Origin of the sequence: Chryseobacterium potabilaquae (genome assembly GCF_902728265.1) — a bacterium.
Classification (GTDB): Bacteria; Bacteroidota; Bacteroidia; order Flavobacteriales; family Weeksellaceae; genus Chryseobacterium; species Chryseobacterium potabilaquae.
This window is the reverse complement of sequence record NZ_CACVBR010000006.1, coordinates 35,817-57,177: the sequence shown is the minus strand read 5'-3', so window position 1 is coordinate 57,177 and position 21,361 is coordinate 35,817. Positions and strand designations below refer to the sequence as shown.

Sequence of the window (21,361 nt, the reverse complement as noted above, 5' to 3'; positions counted from 1 at the left end):
AAGATTCGTTAATAAAATTTAAATTAAAACTTATCTTTGGCAGATTAAGACTGTCTGAGATAAATATTTTAGATTTTATATCTGAATCAAACGAAACATTATGATGAATATAAGTGGTTTGACCATAACATATAATGAAGAAAAAAATATAAAGGAAGTATTGGAATGTTTTGATTTTTGTGACGAAATAATTGTAATAGATTCCTTCAGTACAGACAAAACTGTAGAAATTGCAAAAACGTTTCCTAACGTAAAAATTATTCAACACAGATTTGAAGATTTTACAAAGCAAAGAAATCTGGCTTTAGATGTTGCAAAAAATGACTGGGTATTATTTCTAGATGGAGATGAGAGAATAACCCCGGCATTAAGAAAAGAAATTATTAAAGAACTCAATAGTCCCTCCCAAAAAGATGCCTATTATTTCTACAGGAAATTCTTTTTTGCAAATAAACCGATCAATTTTTCAGGAACTCAGTCTGATAAAAACTTTAGACTTTTCCGAAGATCAAAGGCAAGATATATTGCCGAAAAAAAAGTACATGAAACATTGGAGGTAAAAGGAACGGTAGGAATTTTGAAAAATAAACTTCTCCATTATTCTGTTTCTGATTATGAATCCTATCGCAAAAAGATGATTCATTATGGTGTATTAAAAGGAAAAGAATTGGCTGCAAAGGGTAAAAAGTTCAATATTTTGGTTCAATATCTTAAAACTGTATTTAAATTCTTTAAAGCTTATATAATGAGACTTGGTGTTTTGGACGGAAAAGAAGGGTATCAACTTTCTTACCTACAATCTTTAAGCGTTTTTGAAACATATGAATCATTAAAAAAAGAGCAAAATTAGTTGGATGAAGATTTGCGTTATTAGTTTCGATTTTTGGGGATATGACGAACATATTGTAGACACATTATGTAACAAAGGAATTGATGCTCATCATATTAAAATGAGCTCTGTTACACATTCTAATTTCAGTGAGCGTGCTACAAATGCGGTAAGCAAAATATTTTTGAATAAAAATCTGAAAACGGAAAAAAGGCTGAAATATGTTCTTGATTCCTTAGAAAAACTTGGATGCCAGGATCAGATTCTGGTTTTGAATCCTGATACTTTTGACTTATCCACATTGGAGCAAATACGAAAGTATTCTCACCGACTGATCACCTATCTTTATGACAGTCTTGACAGAATGCCTGTAGAAAAAGAAAAACTGAATCTTTTTGACAAAATTTTCTCTTTCGATATTGCAGACACCCAAAAATATGGATTTGAAAAACTGACCAATTATATTTATCTTCCTTACATAAAAAACGAAGATCAAAATCCTCAAATGGATGTTTTTTATATTACTTCGTATGACAATAAAAGAGTATTTTTCATCAAATTATTGGCAAAAAAATTAAGTAAGTTAAATGTAAAGTTCCAAATCATGGTTATTGGTAAAAAAGGATGGGCCAATCAAATAAAAAATATTTTTATTAAAATTCCAGAGCATTTACACATTATTTTTAGTATCAAAAAAATACCTCATGCAAAGCTCCCTAGTTATTATAAAAATGCTAAAACATTACTGGATCTTACACGAGAAAACCAATACGGTCTAAGTTTCAGAGTATTCGAAGCTTTATCTTTGGAGAAAAAGATTATAACGGATAATGAGTTTATTAAAAGTTACGATTTTTATAATCCAAATAACATTTTGGTTTTAAACGAAACCTGCAGCAATCTGGAAAAATCTTTTTTTGAATTACCCTACGAAAAAGTGCCAGAGGACATCTATTACAACTATACTTTAGATAACTGGACTGACAGAGTCTTTGAACTCAAAAAAAACTAGTAAATGGGAATTTTAAAAAAAATAAAAAAACTCTTTAAAAGAAAAGAAAAACTCAAGGAGCTAGAGACTCAAGATATTGTCAACATTCATTTGTATGACTCGTCAAAAAAAACAATCCTATTTGCTTCAAGAGATTTTCCGGTTCACGATAGAGATTCAGGTTCCAATAGACTCAAAGAAATTATTTTAATCTATAAAGAACTAGGTTATAACTGCATTTTATTCGCTCCTAATATGTTTGAAGATGATTCTTATGTAAAGTTCTATGAGCAACATAAAGTCATTGTATTTGTTGAAAACATGAAGTTTAAAAACATTTACGAATTCCTTTCTTTATTTAAAAAAATAGATTTCGTTTGGTTTAATGGACCACTTGCCCTGAATTTATTTTACAAAAAAATGAAAGCTATTTTACCCCATACAAAATTTATATATGATATGGTGGATATTCATTTTTTACGATACAAAAGAGCGATTGAACTTGAGCCTAGTCGTATTTCTCTAAAGAAAAATTATAAGCATTTTTTCCGTTTAGAAACCATTGTTGCCCCTCAGCTCGATTATATTATTGCCATTTCAGACAATGAAAAAGAGATAATGAGTCAATATGCGGATAAAAGTAAAATTATCACAATTTCCAATATACACTACCCCAAAATTAATATTTCCGAACGAAATAATTTCAGCGAAAGTAAAGGAATCATTTTCATTGGATCTATTCACGAACCGAATATCGATGCTGTAAAATTTTTATATGATAAGATAATGCCTCTTGTCTGGAAAGAAAATCCAGAACTTGAAGTAAGTATAATTGGAAATGTTGCTGATAAATTAGATATTCAGCAATATCCTAAATTTAAATTCTTAGGATTTGTAGAAAGTATTGAAGAATATTTTATGAATTCTAAAATTATGGTTGCTCCTTTGAGATTTGGAGCGGGTGTAAAAGGAAAAATTGGGCAAGCTTTTGAATATTTTTTCCCTGTTATTACTACAGATATCGGAGCCGAGGGGATGAAACTGATTGACAAAAAGAATGTATTAATAGCGAATAACGAAAAAACTTTTGCGGAAGCTATTCTTCATCTGAATAATAATGAAGAACTTTGGAATACATTAAGCATAAATTCAGTGGATAGCCTTACTGCATTTTCACCTGAAGAAGTAAAAAACAAACTTAAAACATTATAATACATGTCATTAAGTATAAATTATCACGGTTTTTTTGACGGAAATTTTGGAATCGCCGAAGCCACGCGTCTGAATGCAATGGCGATGGAAAAGGCGGGTATAAAAGTAAACAGAATAAATTATTCCAGTGATACACTTGAAAAAATAAAAAGCGAAACTAAACAAGAGTCTTCCATTAATATTTTTCATATTAACAGTAATGTTACTCATGAGTTTTTCTCAAAAAATCAAGATATAAAACTTGCGGGCCATTATAATATTGTGTATTGGGCTTGGGAATTTCCCGAAGTATCGGATAAAACAGTTGAATTTTTAAATATTTTTGATGAATTATGGGTTCCGAGTGACTTTTGTGTCAATATTTTCACAAAATATACAGGAATTCCTGTGATGAGATTCTCCCATCCTATTGAGAAACTTACAACATCAGATGAATTTGATTGTAATGAATACAATATTAAGCCAAATTCTAAAGTATTCGTTACCATTTTTGATTCTCTAAGTACAACCATCAGAAAAAATCCGGAGGCTACCATTGAATCTTTTATTAAAGTTTTTAAAAACGATCCCGAAAGTGTTTTAATTGTAAAGACACACAATCTGGAAAGAAGTAAAGATGCCCAAAAGGCACTTGAAAAATATGCTGCCATTCCAAATATTATTATGATTAATGAACATTTTTCTAAAGAAAAATTACATTCATTGATTCAAAAATCGGATGTTCTTATTTCCCTTCATGGTTCTGAAGGTTTTGGATTGACAATGGCGGAAGCTATGTCATATGGAAAAATCGTTGTGGGGACCGGTTATTCTGGCAATTTAGATTTTATGAACGTAAATAATAGTTTCCTTGTTCAATATGACTTTATCAAAACCTCCAATACTAAAGGGCTAATTGCAGAGGGGCTAACCTTGGCAAGACCGAATATTGATGATGCAGCTGAAAAACTGCAATATATTAAAGATCATTTTACCGGATTAAATACAATAAAAAGCAATGCTGAAAAACAAATCCGAGAAAATTTTTCGATTGAATCTATTGGAGATTTGTTTAAAATAAGATTATCTTTCATCCATAATTTTGATAAAAAAGAAACCTCAGCTAATAGTGTAGATAACGTTTTCCATTTAGCAGAAATTGATAGATTAAATGGAAGAGTCAACTACCTTGAAAAAACATTATACAATAAAATAAGAAAAAAAGTAAATATCTTCTTGAAGAAAATGAAGGGTAAAAAGAAACTTTAATCAGGTTCGTTTTTATACCTTATCTTTCTAATAATAAAAGCTAATAATGAATTAATCATACTATTTATATGAAAGACAAGATTGCTATAGTTGTTCAAAGATATGGCTTTGAAATAAACGGAGGCGCAGAACTTCACGCACGATTATTAGCTGAAAAGTTGTCTAATATATATGATGTCGAAATTATTACAACGTGTGCAATAGAACACGAATTTTGGAATAATTACTATCCAGAAGGAATTGAAATGATCAATGGGATCAAAGTAAGAAGATTTAAAACTTTAAAGAAAGACGTCCAAAAATTTGAATTCTTTAAAAGAATTATTAATAATTTATATAAATACAATAACAGAAAATTAAATATTGTAAATTTCCCTTATGTTTATTATAAACGACAACAGAACAAAAATGCTTTTAATTTTAATCAATGGTTAGAAGTACAGGGACCTTTTTCTAATAATTTAATCCATTTTATAAAAGAGAAAAAAGAAAAATATAAAGCTTTTATTTTCTTCACCTATCTATATCATCCTAGTAATATTGGTATTAAAGAGGTCGCCGAAAAAAGTATTCTCATTCCAACTGCACACGATGAGCCTCAATTTTATCTCGATGGCTATACCCAATTATTTTCTTCTGCAAAGTTTATTATGTATAATACTCAGATTGAAAAAAACTTGGTAGAAAAGGTATATCCTCAGTCAAAAAATATAAAGTCCGAAATGGCAGGAATTGGTTTTGATGACTATGATATTACAATAAGCGAATTACCTACCTATCTTCATCAAAAAAAATATTTCATTTATATCGGAAGAATCGTTGAAGACAAAGGATGCGTGATGATGATTGAATATTTTAATCATTTTAAAAAGACATATCCTGAATATCAAGATATGAAATTAGTTTTGGTGGGTAAGAATGCGCTTGATAAAAAAATAACTCAAGGAGATGATATTATCCTAACCGGATTCGTAGATGATAATCTTAAAAATACTTTGCTAGCAAATGCCTCTGCACTTATAATGCCATCATTTTACGAGAGTCTCTCATTAATAACATTAGAAGCGATGTTAATGAAAATTCCAGTAATTGTAAATAAAAATTGTGAGGTTTTATATTCTCATATTGAAAAAAGTGAAACAGGTAAAAGCTTTTCAAACAATGATGAATTTTCTCAAGCTCTTATTTTCTATATCAATCAAAAAAAAGACGATTTAGTTTCAGAAGGTAATAAAGCAAAAGATTATGTATTAAAAAACTATTCGTGGGATACTATAATTCACAAATTTAATTCAGCTATTAAATCTTTGTAATGACAAGAAAAATTCTATTTTTTTTTCCTGAAAATCCATTTTCCAACAGAGCAGGAAATATCACAAGAGCAAAAATGACCCTCATTGTTTTAAAAAAACTAGGATATCATATAGATTTGGTAGGAGTGGATGAAATTTACAAACACCTAAATGACACTACAAAAGTTGATGAAGATATTATTGATAATCTGTTTTTAATTAAACAAAAACCTCCGAAAATAAAAACCTCATCAGACTATTGGAAATATAAAATTTCAAAACTTCACAAAAAACCTAATCCGTATAATAACTCTTTAACCGATTTTGCTAAAAAGGAATTTAAGAGTATTTTTAATAAGAAAAATTATGATATTATTATCATTAATTATGAGTTTTGGACAGGATTAATTGATCATGAATCTATGAAAAATACTTTAAAAATAATAGATACACATGATTGGATTACATTAAATGAGTTCTATAAAGATAAATCGTTAGATATTGGTAAACGTTTCAATGAAGAAATAAATAATCTTGCAAAGTTTGACCATGTAATAACCATTTCAGAAGATGAACATCTTGTTTTTAAAAGATTTTTAGGTGAAAAGGTAAAAAATATACCTCCTTCATTCCCCTCATATTTTGAAAAAAATAATTCAGATAAAAAATATGATTTGATCTTTGTTGGATCTGAAAACATTTTCAATATAAAATCAATGCAATGGTTTTTTGACAATGTATACCCGCTATTTCCAACAACCCTCAATATCATAGTAATTGGAAGAATATGTAAACATCTTGAAAAAAGAGAAGGTGTAGAATTGGTAGAGTTTTCAGAAAGTTTAGAGGAATATTACCATCAGTCAAAAATTTCGATTTGCCCCATGTTAGAGGGGACAGGTATCAAAATAAAGGTAATAGAAGCATTATCTTATGGACTTCCCATCGTAGGTACAGAGCGAGCTATTGATGGCTTTTCCTCGAAAACCTTAAATGGATGTTTGATAAGTGATAATCCTGAGATCTTTAAAGATAAAATAATGTCTTTATTACAAGATCCCTTATATTATCAGAAAATGAAAAATCAAGCGGAAGAATATTTTAAAAATAATTTTTCAGAAGAGAAAGCGATAGAAAAATGGAAAAAACTTATTCCCTAATGAATGATCTAGCCATTATTATACTGAATTACAATTCTTTTGACGACACCAGTCGAGAAGTTAATGCTTTATTGGCTGAAGGGGTCTCTCAACAATCTATTTATATAGTAGATAATAACTCCACAGATAAGGAAAACATTAAAATATTGGGGGCTCAAAAACAAATTAATTACATTCTAAGCGATCATAATGGTGGTTATGCTTATGGTAATAATTTAGCCATTAAAAAAGCTATCGAAGATGGAAGAAATTATTTTTTATTACTAAATCCTGACATCGAAATATCATTAACGACTATAGAACAGCTATATAATGGGTTAAAAGAATTTTCAGATATTGGAATAATAGGTCCTCGAATTTGTTATAGAAACGATCGTAATAAAATTTTTTCAGATGGCGGGTTATTATTTCCTGAAAAAGGTTTTATGGGAGGCCATGCTAATGGTGAACAAAATAAAGAAAGCATAAAAATGTCTGTATATAATTACGATATAAAATATGTGGACGGAAGTGCATTGATGTTCAGAAAAGAAATTCTAGATGATATCGGTTTTATGAATGAGAACTTTTTCATGTATTATGAAGAATCTGAATGGTGCCTTCGCCTTCTTAAAAATACAGGTTGGAAAATAGCAGTCAAAACCCAATGTGAGGCTTACAATCTGGCCAGCAATAAAGGGAGTTTTTATGAATATTATATGACCAGAAACCGAATTTGGGTTTGTAGATTGTATAATGGAAATATAAAATATGTAACCAAAGAACGATGGAAATTGGCTAGAAAAGCAATAAAAAAAGGAAAGTTTTCGATGGCTAATGCTTACATAAAAGGAATTTTACACGGCAATTATTCAAAAATATAATTATGAAGGATAAAGAAAAGATTATTAAAACAGGATATCTCCTGTCCTATGATTATAAATTCATTTTTAACTCTTTAAAACAGACATACGATTCTACAGATGAAATCTTTATCTGTTATGATAAAGACGGAAAAACATGGGCCGGTAATGATTTCGAAATTCCTGAAACAATATTTTCAGATATCCGCAAATTAGATCATCAAAAAAAGATCACATTTTATGCAGATACATTTTATATTCCAGGGAAAAGTACAATGGACTTGGAAACAAGACAAAGAAATATGCTCGCTGAGAAGATGGGAAAAGGAGGATGGCATATTCAAATTGATAGTGATGAATATCCTATTAATTTTAAAAAACTTGAATTATTTTTAAGAAAACAAAAATATCTTCTAAAAAATACAAAAAAAACTCCTGTCAATTTTTTCGTAAACTTTGTTACGCTTTTCAAGCAAACTGAGGATGGATTTTTTGTGATTTCGCCCTATACTGAATCTTGTTTTCTGATTACAAATGTACCTCATTACAGCCATGCAAGATATCCTCACAATAGCTATTCTCTAAAATTAGACTTTAACAATATCCATCAATCTTGGGCAAGAGAGGGACATGAAATTCTTCAAAAAATTAATAATTGGGGACATAATAATGATTTTGACACTTCAGAATTTTATAAAACATGGGAAAGCTTAAGTTCAGAAAATTACACCCAATTTAAAGACTTCCATCCTATATATCCAAAAGACTGGAAAGAATTACAGTTTATTCCGGCAAAAAATATAGAAGAATTCATTATAAACTTTGAGAAAAATTATCCACAGCAAGATATTCAGATACCTCTTCCATTTAAAAAGAGATTAAAGCTCTATCTCAAATCTCTTTTTTAAATTATTTAATAAAAACATCTTCAAATTTTTTCATTATTGTTGAAGGGTTGAATAGTTTAGAATAACAGTCCCAATTTTTACCGGTATCTGGCTTGAAATTATTTAAAATATGGATTATATCTTTCTGATCCGCATATAATATTGCTTTTTCACCTAAAATATCTAAGTGTGATTTCTCATCCGAGCCAGACCAGGTAATGATTGGCCTATTCTTTAATGAAAACTCACCTACTGCCATACCAAAACTTTCACCTTGTCGTCTTGCATGCAAAAACGCATCGGATGTATTGATAAACTTAACTTTTCTTTCTACATCTGTGGTGGGGGGCAAAAATATTACATTTTTATAGGACCTAAAAAAAGTTCTCTTAACAAATTCATCTGTTCCCATAAAAATGAAATAAATATTTTTATTCTTACGTGCTGTTTTTTTCACTGCATCCATCACAAAATCTATATCAAAAGTTTCGCTCCCCCCATATCTTGCAAATACCATTGCATCTTTAGGAATATTGAGTTCTTCACGAAGATCACCTTCTATTTCGGGTAGGTCCACAATATGAGGCACAAAAGGTAATTGTCCGTTACTCATCGTTTTCGCCAGCCATTCTGATACATACGCATACACATCTCCATACGGTTCATTATATTTAAAAACAGCATGAATAACCGTTTTAATTAAATCGGTAGGGGCATCAATTTCTTTTTCTCCAGATTTTATTGCATAAAAAAGATCTGCATTTAATTTATTAATAATACGATCCCTTTCATTTATACTATCATAGCCAAAGACTTCAAATCTTTTTCCAAATCTTTCAATAGCTTCAATAATATTATTTGGACTATTCTTGGCATATAGAATTACAGATTCATTATTTAGAATTTCTTCATTAAAGTAAGCATAATCAAAAAGAGCATTAGAAGTTCCTCTATAGCATAATTGATTTTCGTGAAAAATAATTTTCATTAATACATTTTTAAATATACTTTTTATTTAATTTCTATCATAATCATCCTCAATTCTCACAATATCATCTTCTCCAAAATATGTTCCTGTCTGGACTTCAATGAAAACAACTGGTTTATCAGAAAGATTCATCATTCTATGTTTGGCTCCAAGTGGAATAAAAATACTTTCACCATACTTTAAATTAATTTCCTTATCATCCAAAACTACCGTTGCACTTCCTTCAATGATTGTCCATTGTTCTTGTCTTTTATGATGGTATTGGTAAGACAATTTTTGTCCCGGGTTTACTTCGATTCTTTTTAATTTGTAATTAAGCTCATCTGCTAATACATAATATTTTCCCCAAGGTCTTTCTCCTATCTCTAACATAATTTACTTATAAGTTTATTTGTACAAATGTAAATATTAAGATCAAAAAAGCCAATAAGGAAAACATTAATCATCCTTAAAAAATATAATTTTAAGTAAATTTGCACCAAATTTTAATTGAAAATGGATAAAGTGAGAGTACGTTTTGCCCCAAGTCCAACAGGACCTTTGCATTTAGGAGGCGTAAGAACCGCATTATATGATTATCTTTTTGCTAAAAATCAGGGAGGTGAATTTGTATTAAGAATCGAAGATACAGATACTGCAAGATATGTAGAAGGAGCAGAAGAATATATCGAAGAAGCCCTAGAATGGTGCGGGATCATCGCCGATGAAAGTCCTAAAAAGGGAGGAAAATTCGCTCCATACAGACAATCTGAAAGAAGAGATATTTATGATAAATATACAGAACAAATCTTAAAAACAGATTACGCTTACATTGCTTTTGATACTCCAGAAGAATTGGATGCGATTCGCAGTGAATTTGAAGCCAAAAATGAAGTATTCTCTTATGACAACAAAACACGGAATCGTCTTAAAAACAGCCTTACATTATCTGAAGAAGAAGTTCAAAAATTATTGAATGAAAAAAAGCCTTATGTAGTAAGATTTAAGATGCCCGTTGATAGAACTCTAAATCTTGAAGATATTATTCGTGGAAAGTCATCTGTAAATACCAATACATTAGACGATAAGGTTTTAGTAAAAAATGACGGAATGCCCACTTATCATTTTGCCAACATTATCGACGACCATGAGATGGAAATTTCCCATGTTATTCGTGGAGAAGAATGGCTACCTTCCTTAGGTTTGCATACCCTACTATATGAAGCTATGGGTTGGGAGGCGCCTCAATTTGCACATCTTTCATTGATTTTGAAACCTGATGTATCTACATTAATTGATAAAGATAATATTGATAGTATTACAAAATCGTTTACAGAAGAATTTGTAGCAAAAAATGATCAATTTTCTTTTGATGAATCAGCAGCACTTATTAAATCTTTCTTTTCAGAAGTTAAGAGTCCAAGATTCAAATCTATGTTGGCAGAAAATGAAAAAGACAATCCATTAACAGCTTCTGTAAAACAATTTTTAAAGAAAGGCCTTTCAGGAAAATTAAGCAAAAGAGATGGTGATAAATTTGGATTTCCTGTCTTCCCATTGAATTTTACAGACCCTGCAACCGGAAATATATCTAAAGGATATCGAGAAAGCGGTTATCTTCCTGAAGCCTTCATCAATATGGTTTCATTATTAGGATGGTCTCCGGCTAATGATAGAGAAATCCTTTCTTTGGATGAAATGGCTAAAGAATTTGATTTATATAAAGTACATAAAGCGGGGGCAAGATTTAGTAAAGAAAAATCAGAATGGTTCAATCATCAATATATCCAGAAAAAATCCAATGATGAACTTCTTACTATTTTAAGAAACTCTGATCTTAGCTTGAATATTTCTGATGACAAGCTTTTAAAAATCATTCACTTAATGAAAGAGAGGACTACTTTTCCCATTGAAATCTATGAAAATGGTAAATTCTTCTTTGAAGCACCTAAATACTATGATGAAAAGGCGTCTAAAAAAGCATGGAATGAAAGTACTTCGGAAATTTTAAATAATTTGATCTTAAAATTAAACGGTACAGATTTTAATGCTGAAAGCCTAAAACAATCTGTTCACGATTTTGCAGAAGAAAAAGGACTAGGAATGGGTAAAATAATGATGCCACTGCGTCTATCATTAGTAGGAGAATTAAAAGGTCCTGATGTTCCTGACATTCTTGAAATCCTTGAAAAAGAGGAAAGTATTAGCAGAATAAATAAAGCTATTCAGCATTTCAATGAGATTTTAATGTAAATTCTAAAATGCTTTTGATAAAATATATTACATTATCATCTTAGCTAAAAATTTTAAAGATTATTTTTTAAAGATGTCAGTTTCATAATTTTTCATAAATTTGAAAGATTTAATTTACTTCAAGAAATGGAATATTTAAGTTTCGAACTTCCTATCAAAGAATTAGTGGATCAGTACCAAACCTGTTCTTTAGTAGGAGAAGAAAGTGGTGTTGATGTAAAATTAGCATGTAGCCAGATAGAGGATAAAATCATAGAAAAGAAAAAAGAAATCTATGAAAATCTTACTCCTTGGCAAAGAGTACAACTATCTCGTCATCCTGATCGTCCTTATACTTTAGACTATATCAAGGGGATGGTGGATCAAAATAGTTTTCTAGAGCTTCACGGAGATAGAAACTTTGCTGATGATCCTGCTATGATAGGCGGATTGGCTACCCTTGATGGCCAAAAGGTCATGATTATAGGAACTCAAAAAGGACGAACAACTAAAGAAAGGCAATACAGAAGATTTGGGATGCCCAATCCTGAAGGGTACAGAAAAGCTTTACGACTTATGAAGCTTGCTGAAAAATTTGGAATCCCCGTGGTCACTCTAGTTGATACTCCTGGTGCTTATCCTGGATTAGAAGCCGAAGAAAGAGGTCAAGGAGAAGCCATTGCAAGAAATATATTTGAAATGGTTCAACTTAAGACTCCCATTTTCACCTATATTATTGGAGAAGGAGCAAGTGGAGGTGCATTAGGGATTGGCGTTGGTAATAAAGTATATATGTTAGAAAATACCTGGTATACTGTAATTGCCCCAGAGAGTTGCTCATCCATCTTATGGAGAAACTGGGATCACAAAGAAGATGCTGCCAATGCTCTCAACTTGACCCCAAAAGATGCTCTAAGAGAAAAGTTCATTGATGGCATTATTGAAGAGCCTCTTGGAGGAGCTCATTATGATCCTGAAACGACTTATTTAAACTTGAAAAATTCGATTCTACAGAATATTAAAGCTTTTTCTAAGTTCACAGGTCAAGAGCTTGAAACTCAAAGACAGGAAAAATTTATTGCCATGGGGCAATTTAAAGGATAAAATAATAAAAGGTTAAGAAAGTTTTTTCTTAACCTTTTTTGTAAAATATTTTAAGAGGTAACAATAACAGATTAGTCCTCTCTCAAATTTAATTCAATTTCAATATCTTTTGTAATCCTTTTCACAGAAGAGTATTTCGCATCACAAATCATTGTGGTTAGCACATATTCACCTTTATCAATGAGGATAAAATTTTGGCCTCGAGCGGGTACATCAAGGTTATAATATTTTCTTCCACTTATTTTCACAATCAAATTACATTTAGATCTATTTTTTATATTAATGTAAGCCTCTTTATCCATCGGATCATTATTGAACATATGAGTAAGCATTGCAGCCGTCTTTTTATTCTTTTCACTAGGCCCAGACATTGTATTTGTACTACCGGTGCTTACCATTCTACCAGATTTTGAAGTTGTCGTAGAATTTGATGCCATCGTTTTCGACTTGTTTAAACTATTATCATATACCATTTGAGCTACTTTATCTTCACTAAGCGGCTTAATAGTGGGTTTTGCTTCGGGAGAATTATCTGCCATAATACTCTCAATTAACCTTTTCTTGAAGTATTCCGTTCTAGGATGTCCCGGATTTTGTTTTAAAAAACCGGCAATAACCCGCGCTTCTTTGGTAGCCTCTGCATCAGATTCTGTGTAAATAATTACAGTTTCTTTCTCTACGACAGCTCTAGATTTAGTACTTCTCTTTTTCTGAGAAAACCCAAAGCTAAAAGCACATAGAAAAATAAGAATAAATATTTTTTTCATTAACTCAGTATTTTTAAATTTTATTAAATATACAAATAACGTAAAAAGTGATTTTTTAGTTTATCATTAAAAATTATTATCTTTGCACTGCTTTAAAATTAAGCTAAGCAATAACTAATCTTACAATAAAAATAATGGATACTATGTATACACCAGCTGCTGCAGATGTAGCAAAATTGAGAAACCAAACAGGTGCAGGTATGATGGACTGCAAAAAAGCTTTAGTAGAAGCTGAAGGAGATTTCGAAAAAGCAGTAGATATCCTTAGAAAAAAAGGACAAAAAGTTGCTGCTAACAGAGCTGATAGAGAGTCTACAGAAGGTGCAGTAATCGCGAGAGTAAACGAAGATAACACTTTAGGTGCAATTATCTCGTTAAACTGTGAAACAGATTTCGTTGCTAAAAATGAAGCATTCATTGAATTAGCTTATGAATTAGCTGAAATGGCTATTGTTGCTGCTTCTAAAGAAGAACTTTTAAACACTGATTTCCACGGAATCACTGTTGCTGAAAAATTAGTTGAGCAAACTGGTGTAATTGGTGAAAAAATTGAGATAGGTGCTTTCGAAAGAATTGAAGGACCGTTCTTAGGAGCTTACATCCATGCAGGAAATAAAATTGCTGCTATCACATCTCTTTCCTCTAAAACTGAGGGAGCTGACGAAGCTGCTAAATCAGTTTCTATGCAAGTTGCTGCGATGAATCCTATCGCTTTAGATGAAACAGCTGTATCTCAAGAAACAATTGACAAAGAATTGGAAATTGAAAGAGAACTTCTTACAAAAGAAGGAAAGCCTGCTAACATTATTGACAACATCCTTAAAGGTAAAATGCAGAAATTCTATAAAGAGAATACATTGGTACACCAATCTTTTATTAAAGATGCAAACCAATCTGTTGCTGATTATGTAAAATCGGTGAACGGAGATCTAAAGGTTACAGGATTTGTAAGAGTAAGCTTGTAAATATCTTTCAAATAAAAATAAAAATCTCGGTGAAAGCTTTCACCGAGATTTTTTATTTAAGTAAAAATCAACTATTTAACATTTTGATTAGATTGTAAATAAAATTGAAACTCATATTGCAATTTTATTTATAATATGTCAATAATATTTCAAATATTATTTTACTTTTGCACAAATCCTAATTCCTAATTACGCATGAAAAGATATCTACTTAGTTTAGTATTAGCTCTTTTAACTATTAACAACCTCTTTGCCCAAAGAGATACAGAACACTGGATAGCACCTTATTATGATATCGTAGGAGGATATACGAACGCCGTATACTTGTCTACCGATTCAACAACCCCAGTAGCCGTAAGTATCTATAATAATGATAATTTAGTAACTACAATTACGATCAGTAAAGGCAATCCCAAAACCTATACAATAACCAATAATCTTATTTCCGCTAACAGTTCAGCAGAAGCCTTTCAAGTCATCAATAAAGGACTATATTTAAAAGCAGAAAAACCTTTTTATTGTAGTTTAAGACTGGCACAAAATGTTCATGGTGAAATAATCACAAGTAAAGGAAAAGCAGGTATAGGGAAAGAGTTTTATGTAGCTTCCAGCCCAAACACCTCCACAAATGGCCTATATAACTTCACAGCTGGTATTTTAGCCACTGAAGATAATACTACTGTTACCGTTACTTGGGATAACGCAGCGGTAACATTCATAGGAGGTACACCTACAGGTACGAGCCAGACATTTACATTAAACAAAGGAAAATCTTTTATTTTAGCCGGCTCAGGAAATAATCCGGCAAACCTATCTGGCTTTATCGGAGCAAAAGTAGTTGCAGACAAACCCATAACATTAACAAACGGAAGCTGCAATGGTAACTTCGGAATAGGAAGCTATGGAGGGTCGGATCCGGTTTTAGACCAATCAGTTCCCATAGAAAGACTTGGTAATACCTTCGCAATAGTAAAAACGAGATCTACTGCTCCAGCCCAAAATATGGAAGGGGGAATTATTATTGCCACCCAAGACAATACAGACATATTTATTAATGGCTCTACCTCACCTGTTGCAACCATAAATACAGGAAAATGGTATAGAATTGATGAATCAAACTATATAACTCAAACCGGAACAGGAAGCCATTCCAATATGTATATTTCAACTTCAAAAAATGTTTATTTATATCAATTTGTTGCAGTAGGTTCAAGTAATGCCACATGTGGTTTTAATTATATTCCACCTTTAAATTGTTTCTTACCCAGAAAAATTGACGAAATTGGCAAGATTAATGAAATGCCTACTATTCCAATAGATCAGATTTCTTTAAAATTAAACATTTTAACTGAAACCGGAGCATCTGTTTTAGTCAATGGTATTGCCCCTACAGCCGATGAAGGGCCATACCCACTGACAGGTAATACAGAATGGGAAACCTACGCGATCGAAGGTATTTCAGGAAATGTTTCTATCACTTCCACTAAAGCGGTAACAGCCGGAATAAATGGAGGATATAGCTCTGCCGGATATGGAGGATATTTTGCAGGATTTTCATCAATCCCTGTTATTGCAAAACAGTCCGGAGATTGTGCTCCCGGAATTATCTTAGAGCTGGACGCAGGATACGAAACTTATCAATGGTATTTAAATGGCACAGCTATAAACGGAGCAACAAACAATACGTATTCCCCCACTCAATCCGGAAATTATACCGTAAGAGTCACCATGGGAACATGTCCTCCCGTAACAACTCCAATTTATAAAGTACAATCATGTCTTAAGGAAACTTCAAAAAGCATTGAAGCTTGTTCAACCAAAATAATTCAACCAACATTTACGTCATCAACACAGACTCCTGTACCCAATACAGTAGTAATAGTAGCCCAACCCACTCATGGTACAGCCACAGTAAATGCCAACGGAACTATAACCTATGTTCCACAACCCGGATATATAGGAAATGATATTGTGGTATATAAATTCTGCGGTAATGCTTCTGAATTTATTGATTGTGAACAAGTCACTTTAACCATCACGATGGTTCCTTTCGTCGCAAGAGACATCACTATATATGCTTGTCAATATGATAATGATCCATATGCTATATTTGATTTAACGACTGCTAACGTGACAGATTACAATCCTGTAATAAAGAAATACTATACTACTTTAGCAGATCTTACTGCTGGGACAAATCCTATTTCTGATCCAACAAAATATCAATCTGCAGGTGGTATTGTATATGTAAAAATTACAACAGAAGATGGATGTAATACTTCCGCCAAAATAACCCTAATCGCAAAGCCAATTAAAAAATCTCCTCTTTTGGTAGATAAATATATTTGTGCTGATGCCATGACAACATTAGATGCAGGAACTGAATATAATTCTTATCAATGGAGTACAGGAGCAACAACTTCTTCAATACAAAATGTTTCCTTAGGAGAATACACTGTTATCCTTGAAAAAAATGGATGCTTCCTTACACAAACAGTAAAAGTGAAAAAAGCGGCTGATCCTATTATTAAAGAAATTGAAATCACCAATAATACAGCAACAGTAATTGTTGAAGGAGGGGTACCTCCATATCAATATTCAGTAGATGGTACAACCCAATGGCAAGATTCTAATGTTTTCACAAATCTTTCTAGAGGTCAACATGTGTTCTATGTAAGAGATTCATACAATTGTAGCCCAACCTCTGTTGAAGTAACAGTTCCGAATTTAATAAACGCCATTACTCCTAATGGGGATAATAAAAATGATTATATCGATTATAGTGAATTAGCTTATAAAGAAAATTTATCCTTTGTAATTTATGATCGATATGGGAATAAAATCTTTACCGGAGATAAGTTTAATAATTACAAATGGGACGGAAGACATTTCGGTAAAAAAATTGTTACCGGAACCTATTGGTATCATATTACCTGGAATGAACCCAATAAAGAAAAAACACCTATAAAATATACAGGATGGATTTTGGTGAAAAATAGAGAATAAATCATATTGAATTAAAAATTTAAACCACGATTTACAAATCGTGGTTTTTTATTATATAAAATAACAATTGTATAAAATACCACACATGTAATTTTAAAATAATAGACTATTTTTGCAAACATCTCAATCCTAGCATGAAAAAAGTAGCTAGATTACATCAGCTTAGTGTATGTTTCATTTCTATTTTTAGAATGTTTGATAAATATTAAATGTAAAGAAAAAGAAAAGATTTCCATATAGAACTACGGATAGAAAAGGAGAGGAAGTGGGCTCAACAATAAAACAAAGTCATATCAAATTAATAAAAGGGGTTCAGGTTAAAAATCGAGAGTAATAATGATATTGTACATATGTTGAAAATCATCGCTATAAAATCATGATTTTTTATCATTTTTATAACGCATGAATACTAATTATTATTAAATTTGTCATAAAACCTAATATTGAATGAGGAAAATTTTATCTTTTTTATTTATCTTTTTTATTTCTACCTCTTTTTTCGCTCAATTAGATAGAGAGCATTGGTTTTCTCCCATGGTAGATAGAACAGACAATCCCAATCCTTATCAAAAGCTCTATCTATCGACTAACAGGACAACTCCTTTTCCGGTAAGTATTTACAATAACAACATATTAATTGGCACGGTTAACATTAGTAAAAACAACCCTCAAAAATTTGATGTATTAAGAAATTATATTATTACTACTCAACAATCTGATGTATTTACACCAACTACAAAGGGGCTTTATTTGAAAGCAGAATTCCCATTCTATGCCAATTTACGATTCTCTGTTTTTAATCATGCCGAAATCATCACCTCCAAAGGAATATCCTCTACGGGAAAACTTTTTTACGCTGCTAGCGCCCCTATTTCAGTAAACAATGACATTCTGAACTTTATGATGAGCGTTCTTGCTACCGAAGACAATACGACAGTAACCGTTTCAGGGTATAAAAATACAGTACAATTCTCCAATGGGACAACAGGAAGTAGTAATCCCACAATGAGTTTTACCCTAAACAAAGGACAGTCTTATATTATTGATGGAATAGGTGATATCACAGGCAACTCTGATGGATTCATTGGAGCTAAAATAACCGCTGACAAACCTGTAAATATCACGAATGGGAATTTCAACGGTCAATATGCTGGAAATCTTCCTACGAGTTCAGATATTTTAATGGATCAAGCAGTCCCGGTTGACAAATTAGGAAATGAATTTGCATTAGTAAAAGGAAATGGTAGCATTGGGTCCCATATGGAAGGAGCCATAATAATTGCAACAGAAAACAATACCCAAGTATTTGTTAATAATGAAATACCCCCCATTGCTACTCTAAATACAGGTGAATATTACATTGTCCCAGATACTAAATACATTCTACAAGGTAGTAATCATTATAATTTATTTATTAAAACTTCAAAAAATGCCTATGTCTATCAAATACTTGCGGGAGACTCAAGTTCAATAAGTCAAGTAGCCACAGGAGGATTTAATTTCATTCCTGCTTTAAACTGTTACTTACCCAAACAAATCAATGAATTAGGTTTCATAAATGAAAACTTTGTACATTCAAATAATAACCCTTCAGGAATTTTAAATATTCCTACTAAGCTTAATCTCATTACTGAAAGAGGTGCAGTAGTAACAGTAAACGGGGTAACTCCACCCGCGAATACCGGACCTTTCGGAATGAATGGGACTAATAATTGGGTCACTTATGGGATACCTAATGTAACGGGAACCATTACGATTGTTTCAAACAAAGCTATTACTGCAGGAATTAATGCAGGAAGTGATGCTGTAGGCTATGGTGGATTTTTTGCGGGCTTTCCTACCCAACCTGTTATACTCACTTCCGGAGGTACTTGCGCCCCCAATGCTACTCTTACTGTAGATCCCATTATTTATGATTCCTATCAATGGTATCGTAATGGAACTATCATTTCAGGAGCAACCAATCCTTCTTATACTCCTACTCAAGCAGGATATTATACATGTACTGTAACAATGGGAAGTTGTGCTCCCTTGGTAACAGAGCAGTTTAAACTTCTTCACTGTATGCAACAAAGTAATAAAAACTATAACGTCTGCTTAACACAAGAAATTATTCCAACTTTTAGCAATTCACCTCAAACACCTGTCTCTTCCACTATAACAATTACATCTCCTCCTACGCTAGGAACCACAACAATCAATACGACTACGGGAGTAATTACTTATACAGTTACTAATCCTGGTATTACAGGAACTGATACATTTACCTATACATTTTGTGGCAATGATCCAGATTTTCCAGATTGCGAAACCGTAACTGTTACTATTAATATCCAATCACTTATAGTAATAAACACTACATTAAATGCATGCAATATAAATGGTTTAGGAACATTTAACCTAGCATCAGCGAATGTCACAAATAACTCTCCTGTTACAATTACTTATTACCCCACATTAATAGATGCTCAAAATGAAAACGCTACAGCTATAATTACAACAGCCAATAATTACTCTGCAACAAATGGAAGTATTGTCTATGCAGTCGTTAAAAATAGTTTGGGATGCAAAAATATCGCTCAAATAACACTTAATCTATACAATCTTGCTATAGTTTTAAATAATTATACAGGAACATTTTGTGATGATAATCTTGATGGAACAGTCAGTGTTATTTTATCTAACATCACTCCCATTGTTCTCAACAATCCTACTTATTTTACGAATGTAAGATACTATGCCAATCTAAATGATGCCAATGCTGGAAACTCAAATACTCTTTCTAACAACTGGAGCTATACAACCACCACTACCATTTATATACGGGTTGATTCTCCTGATGGATGCTCACCTGTAATTCAGCCATTAACATTCAGTATCGGCGCAAAAATACCCTTATTAAGAACTTCACTTACAGAGAGTGTCTGCGATAATGATCTCAATGGAAATAAAATAGTAGATGTCTCACAATTTATCAACCAGTTCACTACAGATCCGAATGTAGGAGTAAGTTATTATGGATCGTTAGCGAATGCTCAGAACAATATATCTCCTATTACAAATCCTATAAATTTTACGGGAACACAAACCATTTATCTCCGATTTCAAAAAAACAATGAATGCCCTCAAATTGCCTCCATTACAATAACAATTAAAACGCCTAAAAAATCTGATATATTAGTTGATCAAATTATTTGTCCTAAGACAACTACCTCCCTAAATGCAGGCACAGGATTTGAAAGCTATCTTTGGAGTACAGGCGCAACAACTCCTTCGATATCGAACATAGGAGCAGGGACATACTGGGTAGACCTTACCTTCAACGGATGTACATACAGACAAACTGTGCATGTTATGGAATCTTCACTCCCAGAAATTGTATCAATCGAAATTAATGGATATACCGTGACTATAGGAGCCAGCGGTGGCACACCTCCCTATGAATACTCTCTAGACAATATAACATGGCAAAGCTCCAATGTATTCCAAAATGTTCCAAGAGGGAATCATACTATATATGTGAGAGATTCCAAAAACTGTGATATTACTTCACGACCATTTGTGATCATTAATTTAATTAATACGATTACTCCCAACTATGATGGGCATAATGATGATATCAACTATTCTGCATTGATGAATAATTCCAATCTTGAATTCAGAATATTTGACAGATATGGAGCTGAAGTTTTTAGAGGAAGTCCTTCTAATCGATATACTTGGGATGGAAAAATAACTGGAAGACCAGTAAATACAAATACTTATTGGTACTTTCTTAGCTGGACAGAATTCGGTGGTACTACTACCGTGAAATATACAAGTTGGTTATTGGTAAAGAATAGATAATATAATTAATATA

Annotated in this window: 16 protein-coding genes; 13 read left to right on the top strand and 3 right to left on the bottom strand. The window is 31.9% G+C overall.

Annotation, left to right across the window (positions count from 1 at the left end; genetic code table 11):
* Window positions 1-100: 100 nt before the first annotated feature.
* The 8 genes from CHRY9293_RS05220 to CHRY9293_RS05185 all read left to right on the top strand — a co-directional run bounded on the left by CHRY9293_RS05220 (window position 101) and on the right by CHRY9293_RS05185 (window position 8,482).
* Window positions 101-850 carry a glycosyltransferase family 2 protein gene (locus CHRY9293_RS05220; protein ID WP_162031907.1) on the top strand — a complete coding sequence of 250 codons (750 nt, stop codon included), beginning with the start codon at window positions 101-103 and terminating at the stop codon, window positions 848-850.
* Between the two features lie 4 nt (window positions 851-854).
* The gene (locus tag CHRY9293_RS05215; protein ID WP_162031906.1) at window positions 855-1,841 is read left to right on the top strand and encodes a CgeB family protein; all 987 of its coding nucleotides are present in this window, start codon (window positions 855-857) and stop codon (window positions 1,839-1,841) included.
* Window positions 1,842-1,844: 3 nt separating this feature from the next.
* Window positions 1,845-3,032, top strand: a complete 1,188-nt coding sequence (locus tag CHRY9293_RS05210; protein ID WP_162031905.1) for a glycosyltransferase — start codon at window positions 1,845-1,847, stop codon at window positions 3,030-3,032.
* A 3-nt stretch (window positions 3,033-3,035) separates the two neighbouring features.
* The gene (locus tag CHRY9293_RS05205) at window positions 3,036-4,280 is read left to right on the top strand and encodes a glycosyltransferase (RefSeq protein ID WP_162031904.1); all 1,245 of its coding nucleotides are present in this window, start codon (window positions 3,036-3,038) and stop codon (window positions 4,278-4,280) included.
* A 68-nt stretch (window positions 4,281-4,348) separates the two neighbouring features.
* Complete coding sequence (locus tag CHRY9293_RS05200; RefSeq protein ID WP_162031903.1) at window positions 4,349-5,593, top strand: glycosyltransferase family 4 protein; 1,245 nt, start codon at window positions 4,349-4,351, stop codon at window positions 5,591-5,593.
* The gene (locus tag CHRY9293_RS05195; RefSeq protein WP_162031902.1) at window positions 5,593-6,732 is read left to right on the top strand and encodes a glycosyltransferase family 4 protein; all 1,140 of its coding nucleotides are present in this window, start codon (window positions 5,593-5,595) and stop codon (window positions 6,730-6,732) included. Before CHRY9293_RS05200 ends, CHRY9293_RS05195 begins: the two co-directional genes overlap by 1 nt.
* Window positions 6,711-7,595 (top strand): glycosyltransferase family 2 protein, encoded by an 885-nt coding sequence (locus CHRY9293_RS05190; RefSeq protein WP_228455474.1) that lies wholly within the window; start codon window positions 6,711-6,713, stop codon window positions 7,593-7,595. Before CHRY9293_RS05195 ends, CHRY9293_RS05190 begins: the two co-directional genes overlap by 22 nt.
* Window positions 7,596-7,597: 2 nt before the next feature.
* Window positions 7,598-8,482 carry a hypothetical protein gene (locus CHRY9293_RS05185; RefSeq protein WP_162031901.1) on the top strand — a complete coding sequence of 295 codons (885 nt, stop codon included), beginning with the start codon at window positions 7,598-7,600 and terminating at the stop codon, window positions 8,480-8,482.
* A gap of 1 nt (window position 8,483) precedes the next feature.
* On the opposite strand, the gene CHRY9293_RS05180 is transcribed toward CHRY9293_RS05185, so the two are convergent.
* Complete coding sequence (locus tag CHRY9293_RS05180; protein ID WP_162031900.1) at window positions 8,484-9,449, bottom strand: glycosyltransferase family protein; 966 nt, start codon at window positions 9,447-9,449, stop codon at window positions 8,484-8,486.
* A 27-nt stretch (window positions 9,450-9,476) separates the two neighbouring features.
* Complete coding sequence (locus CHRY9293_RS05175) at window positions 9,477-9,821, bottom strand: phosphomannose isomerase type II C-terminal cupin domain (RefSeq protein ID WP_122548596.1); 345 nt, start codon at window positions 9,819-9,821, stop codon at window positions 9,477-9,479.
* Window positions 9,822-9,944: 123 nt separating this feature from the next.
* Between CHRY9293_RS05175 and gltX the strand changes: the two genes are divergently transcribed.
* Both gltX and CHRY9293_RS05165 read left to right on the top strand, forming a co-directional pair.
* On the top strand, window positions 9,945-11,681 hold the full coding sequence (gene gltX, locus CHRY9293_RS05170; RefSeq protein ID WP_162031899.1) for a glutamate--tRNA ligase: 1,737 nt from the start codon (window positions 9,945-9,947) through the stop codon (window positions 11,679-11,681).
* Between the two features lie 126 nt (window positions 11,682-11,807).
* Window positions 11,808-12,764 carry an acetyl-CoA carboxylase carboxyltransferase subunit alpha gene (locus tag CHRY9293_RS05165; RefSeq protein WP_122637584.1) on the top strand — a complete coding sequence of 319 codons (957 nt, stop codon included), beginning with the start codon at window positions 11,808-11,810 and terminating at the stop codon, window positions 12,762-12,764.
* A gap of 71 nt (window positions 12,765-12,835) precedes the next feature.
* Here the strand turns inward: CHRY9293_RS05165 and CHRY9293_RS05160 are convergent, their stop codons facing one another.
* A complete protein-coding gene (locus CHRY9293_RS05160) occupies window positions 12,836-13,531 on the bottom strand; it encodes a DUF6759 domain-containing protein (RefSeq protein WP_162031898.1) in 696 nt (231 codons plus the stop codon).
* 143 nt (window positions 13,532-13,674) lie between these two features.
* On the opposite strand from CHRY9293_RS05160, the gene tsf reads away from it, so the two are divergent.
* The 3 genes from tsf (at window position 13,675) to CHRY9293_RS05145 (ending at window position 21,348) form a co-directional block, all read left to right on the top strand.
* Window positions 13,675-14,496, top strand: a complete 822-nt coding sequence (tsf, locus tag CHRY9293_RS05155; protein WP_162031897.1) for a translation elongation factor Ts — start codon at window positions 13,675-13,677, stop codon at window positions 14,494-14,496.
* Window positions 14,497-14,691: 195 nt separating this feature from the next.
* Window positions 14,692-17,502 (top strand): T9SS type B sorting domain-containing protein, encoded by a 2,811-nt coding sequence (locus CHRY9293_RS05150; protein WP_162031896.1) that lies wholly within the window; start codon window positions 14,692-14,694, stop codon window positions 17,500-17,502.
* 447 nt (window positions 17,503-17,949) lie between these two features.
* Complete coding sequence (locus CHRY9293_RS05145) at window positions 17,950-21,348, top strand: T9SS type B sorting domain-containing protein (RefSeq protein WP_162031895.1); 3,399 nt, start codon at window positions 17,950-17,952, stop codon at window positions 21,346-21,348.
* The last annotated feature ends 13 nt before the right edge of the window (window positions 21,349-21,361 follow it).

What these genes read in the sequence shown, in the direction of transcription:
- CHRY9293_RS05180 (WP_162031900.1), bottom strand. Translation starts at nt 9,449, where the DNA reads ATGAAAATTATTTTTCACGAAAATCAATTATGCTATAGAGGAACTTCT.
- CHRY9293_RS05190 (WP_228455474.1), top strand. Translation starts at nt 6,711, where the DNA reads ATGGAAAAAACTTATTCCCTAATGAATGATCTAGCCATTATTATACTG.
- CHRY9293_RS05165 (WP_122637584.1), top strand. Translation starts at nt 11,808, where the DNA reads ATGGAATATTTAAGTTTCGAACTTCCTATCAAAGAATTAGTGGATCAG.
- CHRY9293_RS05185 (WP_162031901.1), top strand. Translation starts at nt 7,598, where the DNA reads ATGAAGGATAAAGAAAAGATTATTAAAACAGGATATCTCCTGTCCTAT.
- gltX (WP_162031899.1), top strand. Translation starts at nt 9,945, where the DNA reads ATGGATAAAGTGAGAGTACGTTTTGCCCCAAGTCCAACAGGACCTTTG.
- CHRY9293_RS05160 (WP_162031898.1), bottom strand. Translation starts at nt 13,531, where the DNA reads ATGAAAAAAATATTTATTCTTATTTTTCTATGTGCTTTTAGCTTTGGG.
- CHRY9293_RS05205 (WP_162031904.1), top strand. Translation starts at nt 3,036, where the DNA reads ATGTCATTAAGTATAAATTATCACGGTTTTTTTGACGGAAATTTTGGA.
- CHRY9293_RS05220 (WP_162031907.1), top strand. Translation starts at nt 101, where the DNA reads ATGATGAATATAAGTGGTTTGACCATAACATATAATGAAGAAAAAAAT.
- CHRY9293_RS05210 (WP_162031905.1), top strand. Translation starts at nt 1,845, where the DNA reads ATGGGAATTTTAAAAAAAATAAAAAAACTCTTTAAAAGAAAAGAAAAA.
- CHRY9293_RS05195 (WP_162031902.1), top strand. Translation starts at nt 5,593, where the DNA reads ATGACAAGAAAAATTCTATTTTTTTTTCCTGAAAATCCATTTTCCAAC.
- CHRY9293_RS05215 (WP_162031906.1), top strand. Translation starts at nt 855, where the DNA reads ATGAAGATTTGCGTTATTAGTTTCGATTTTTGGGGATATGACGAACAT.
- CHRY9293_RS05145 (WP_162031895.1), top strand. Translation starts at nt 17,950, where the DNA reads ATGAGGAAAATTTTATCTTTTTTATTTATCTTTTTTATTTCTACCTCT.
- CHRY9293_RS05175 (WP_122548596.1), bottom strand. Translation starts at nt 9,821, where the DNA reads ATGTTAGAGATAGGAGAAAGACCTTGGGGAAAATATTATGTATTAGCA.
- CHRY9293_RS05200 (WP_162031903.1), top strand. Translation starts at nt 4,349, where the DNA reads ATGAAAGACAAGATTGCTATAGTTGTTCAAAGATATGGCTTTGAAATA.
- tsf (WP_162031897.1), top strand. Translation starts at nt 13,675, where the DNA reads ATGTATACACCAGCTGCTGCAGATGTAGCAAAATTGAGAAACCAAACA.
- CHRY9293_RS05150 (WP_162031896.1), top strand. Translation starts at nt 14,692, where the DNA reads ATGAAAAGATATCTACTTAGTTTAGTATTAGCTCTTTTAACTATTAAC.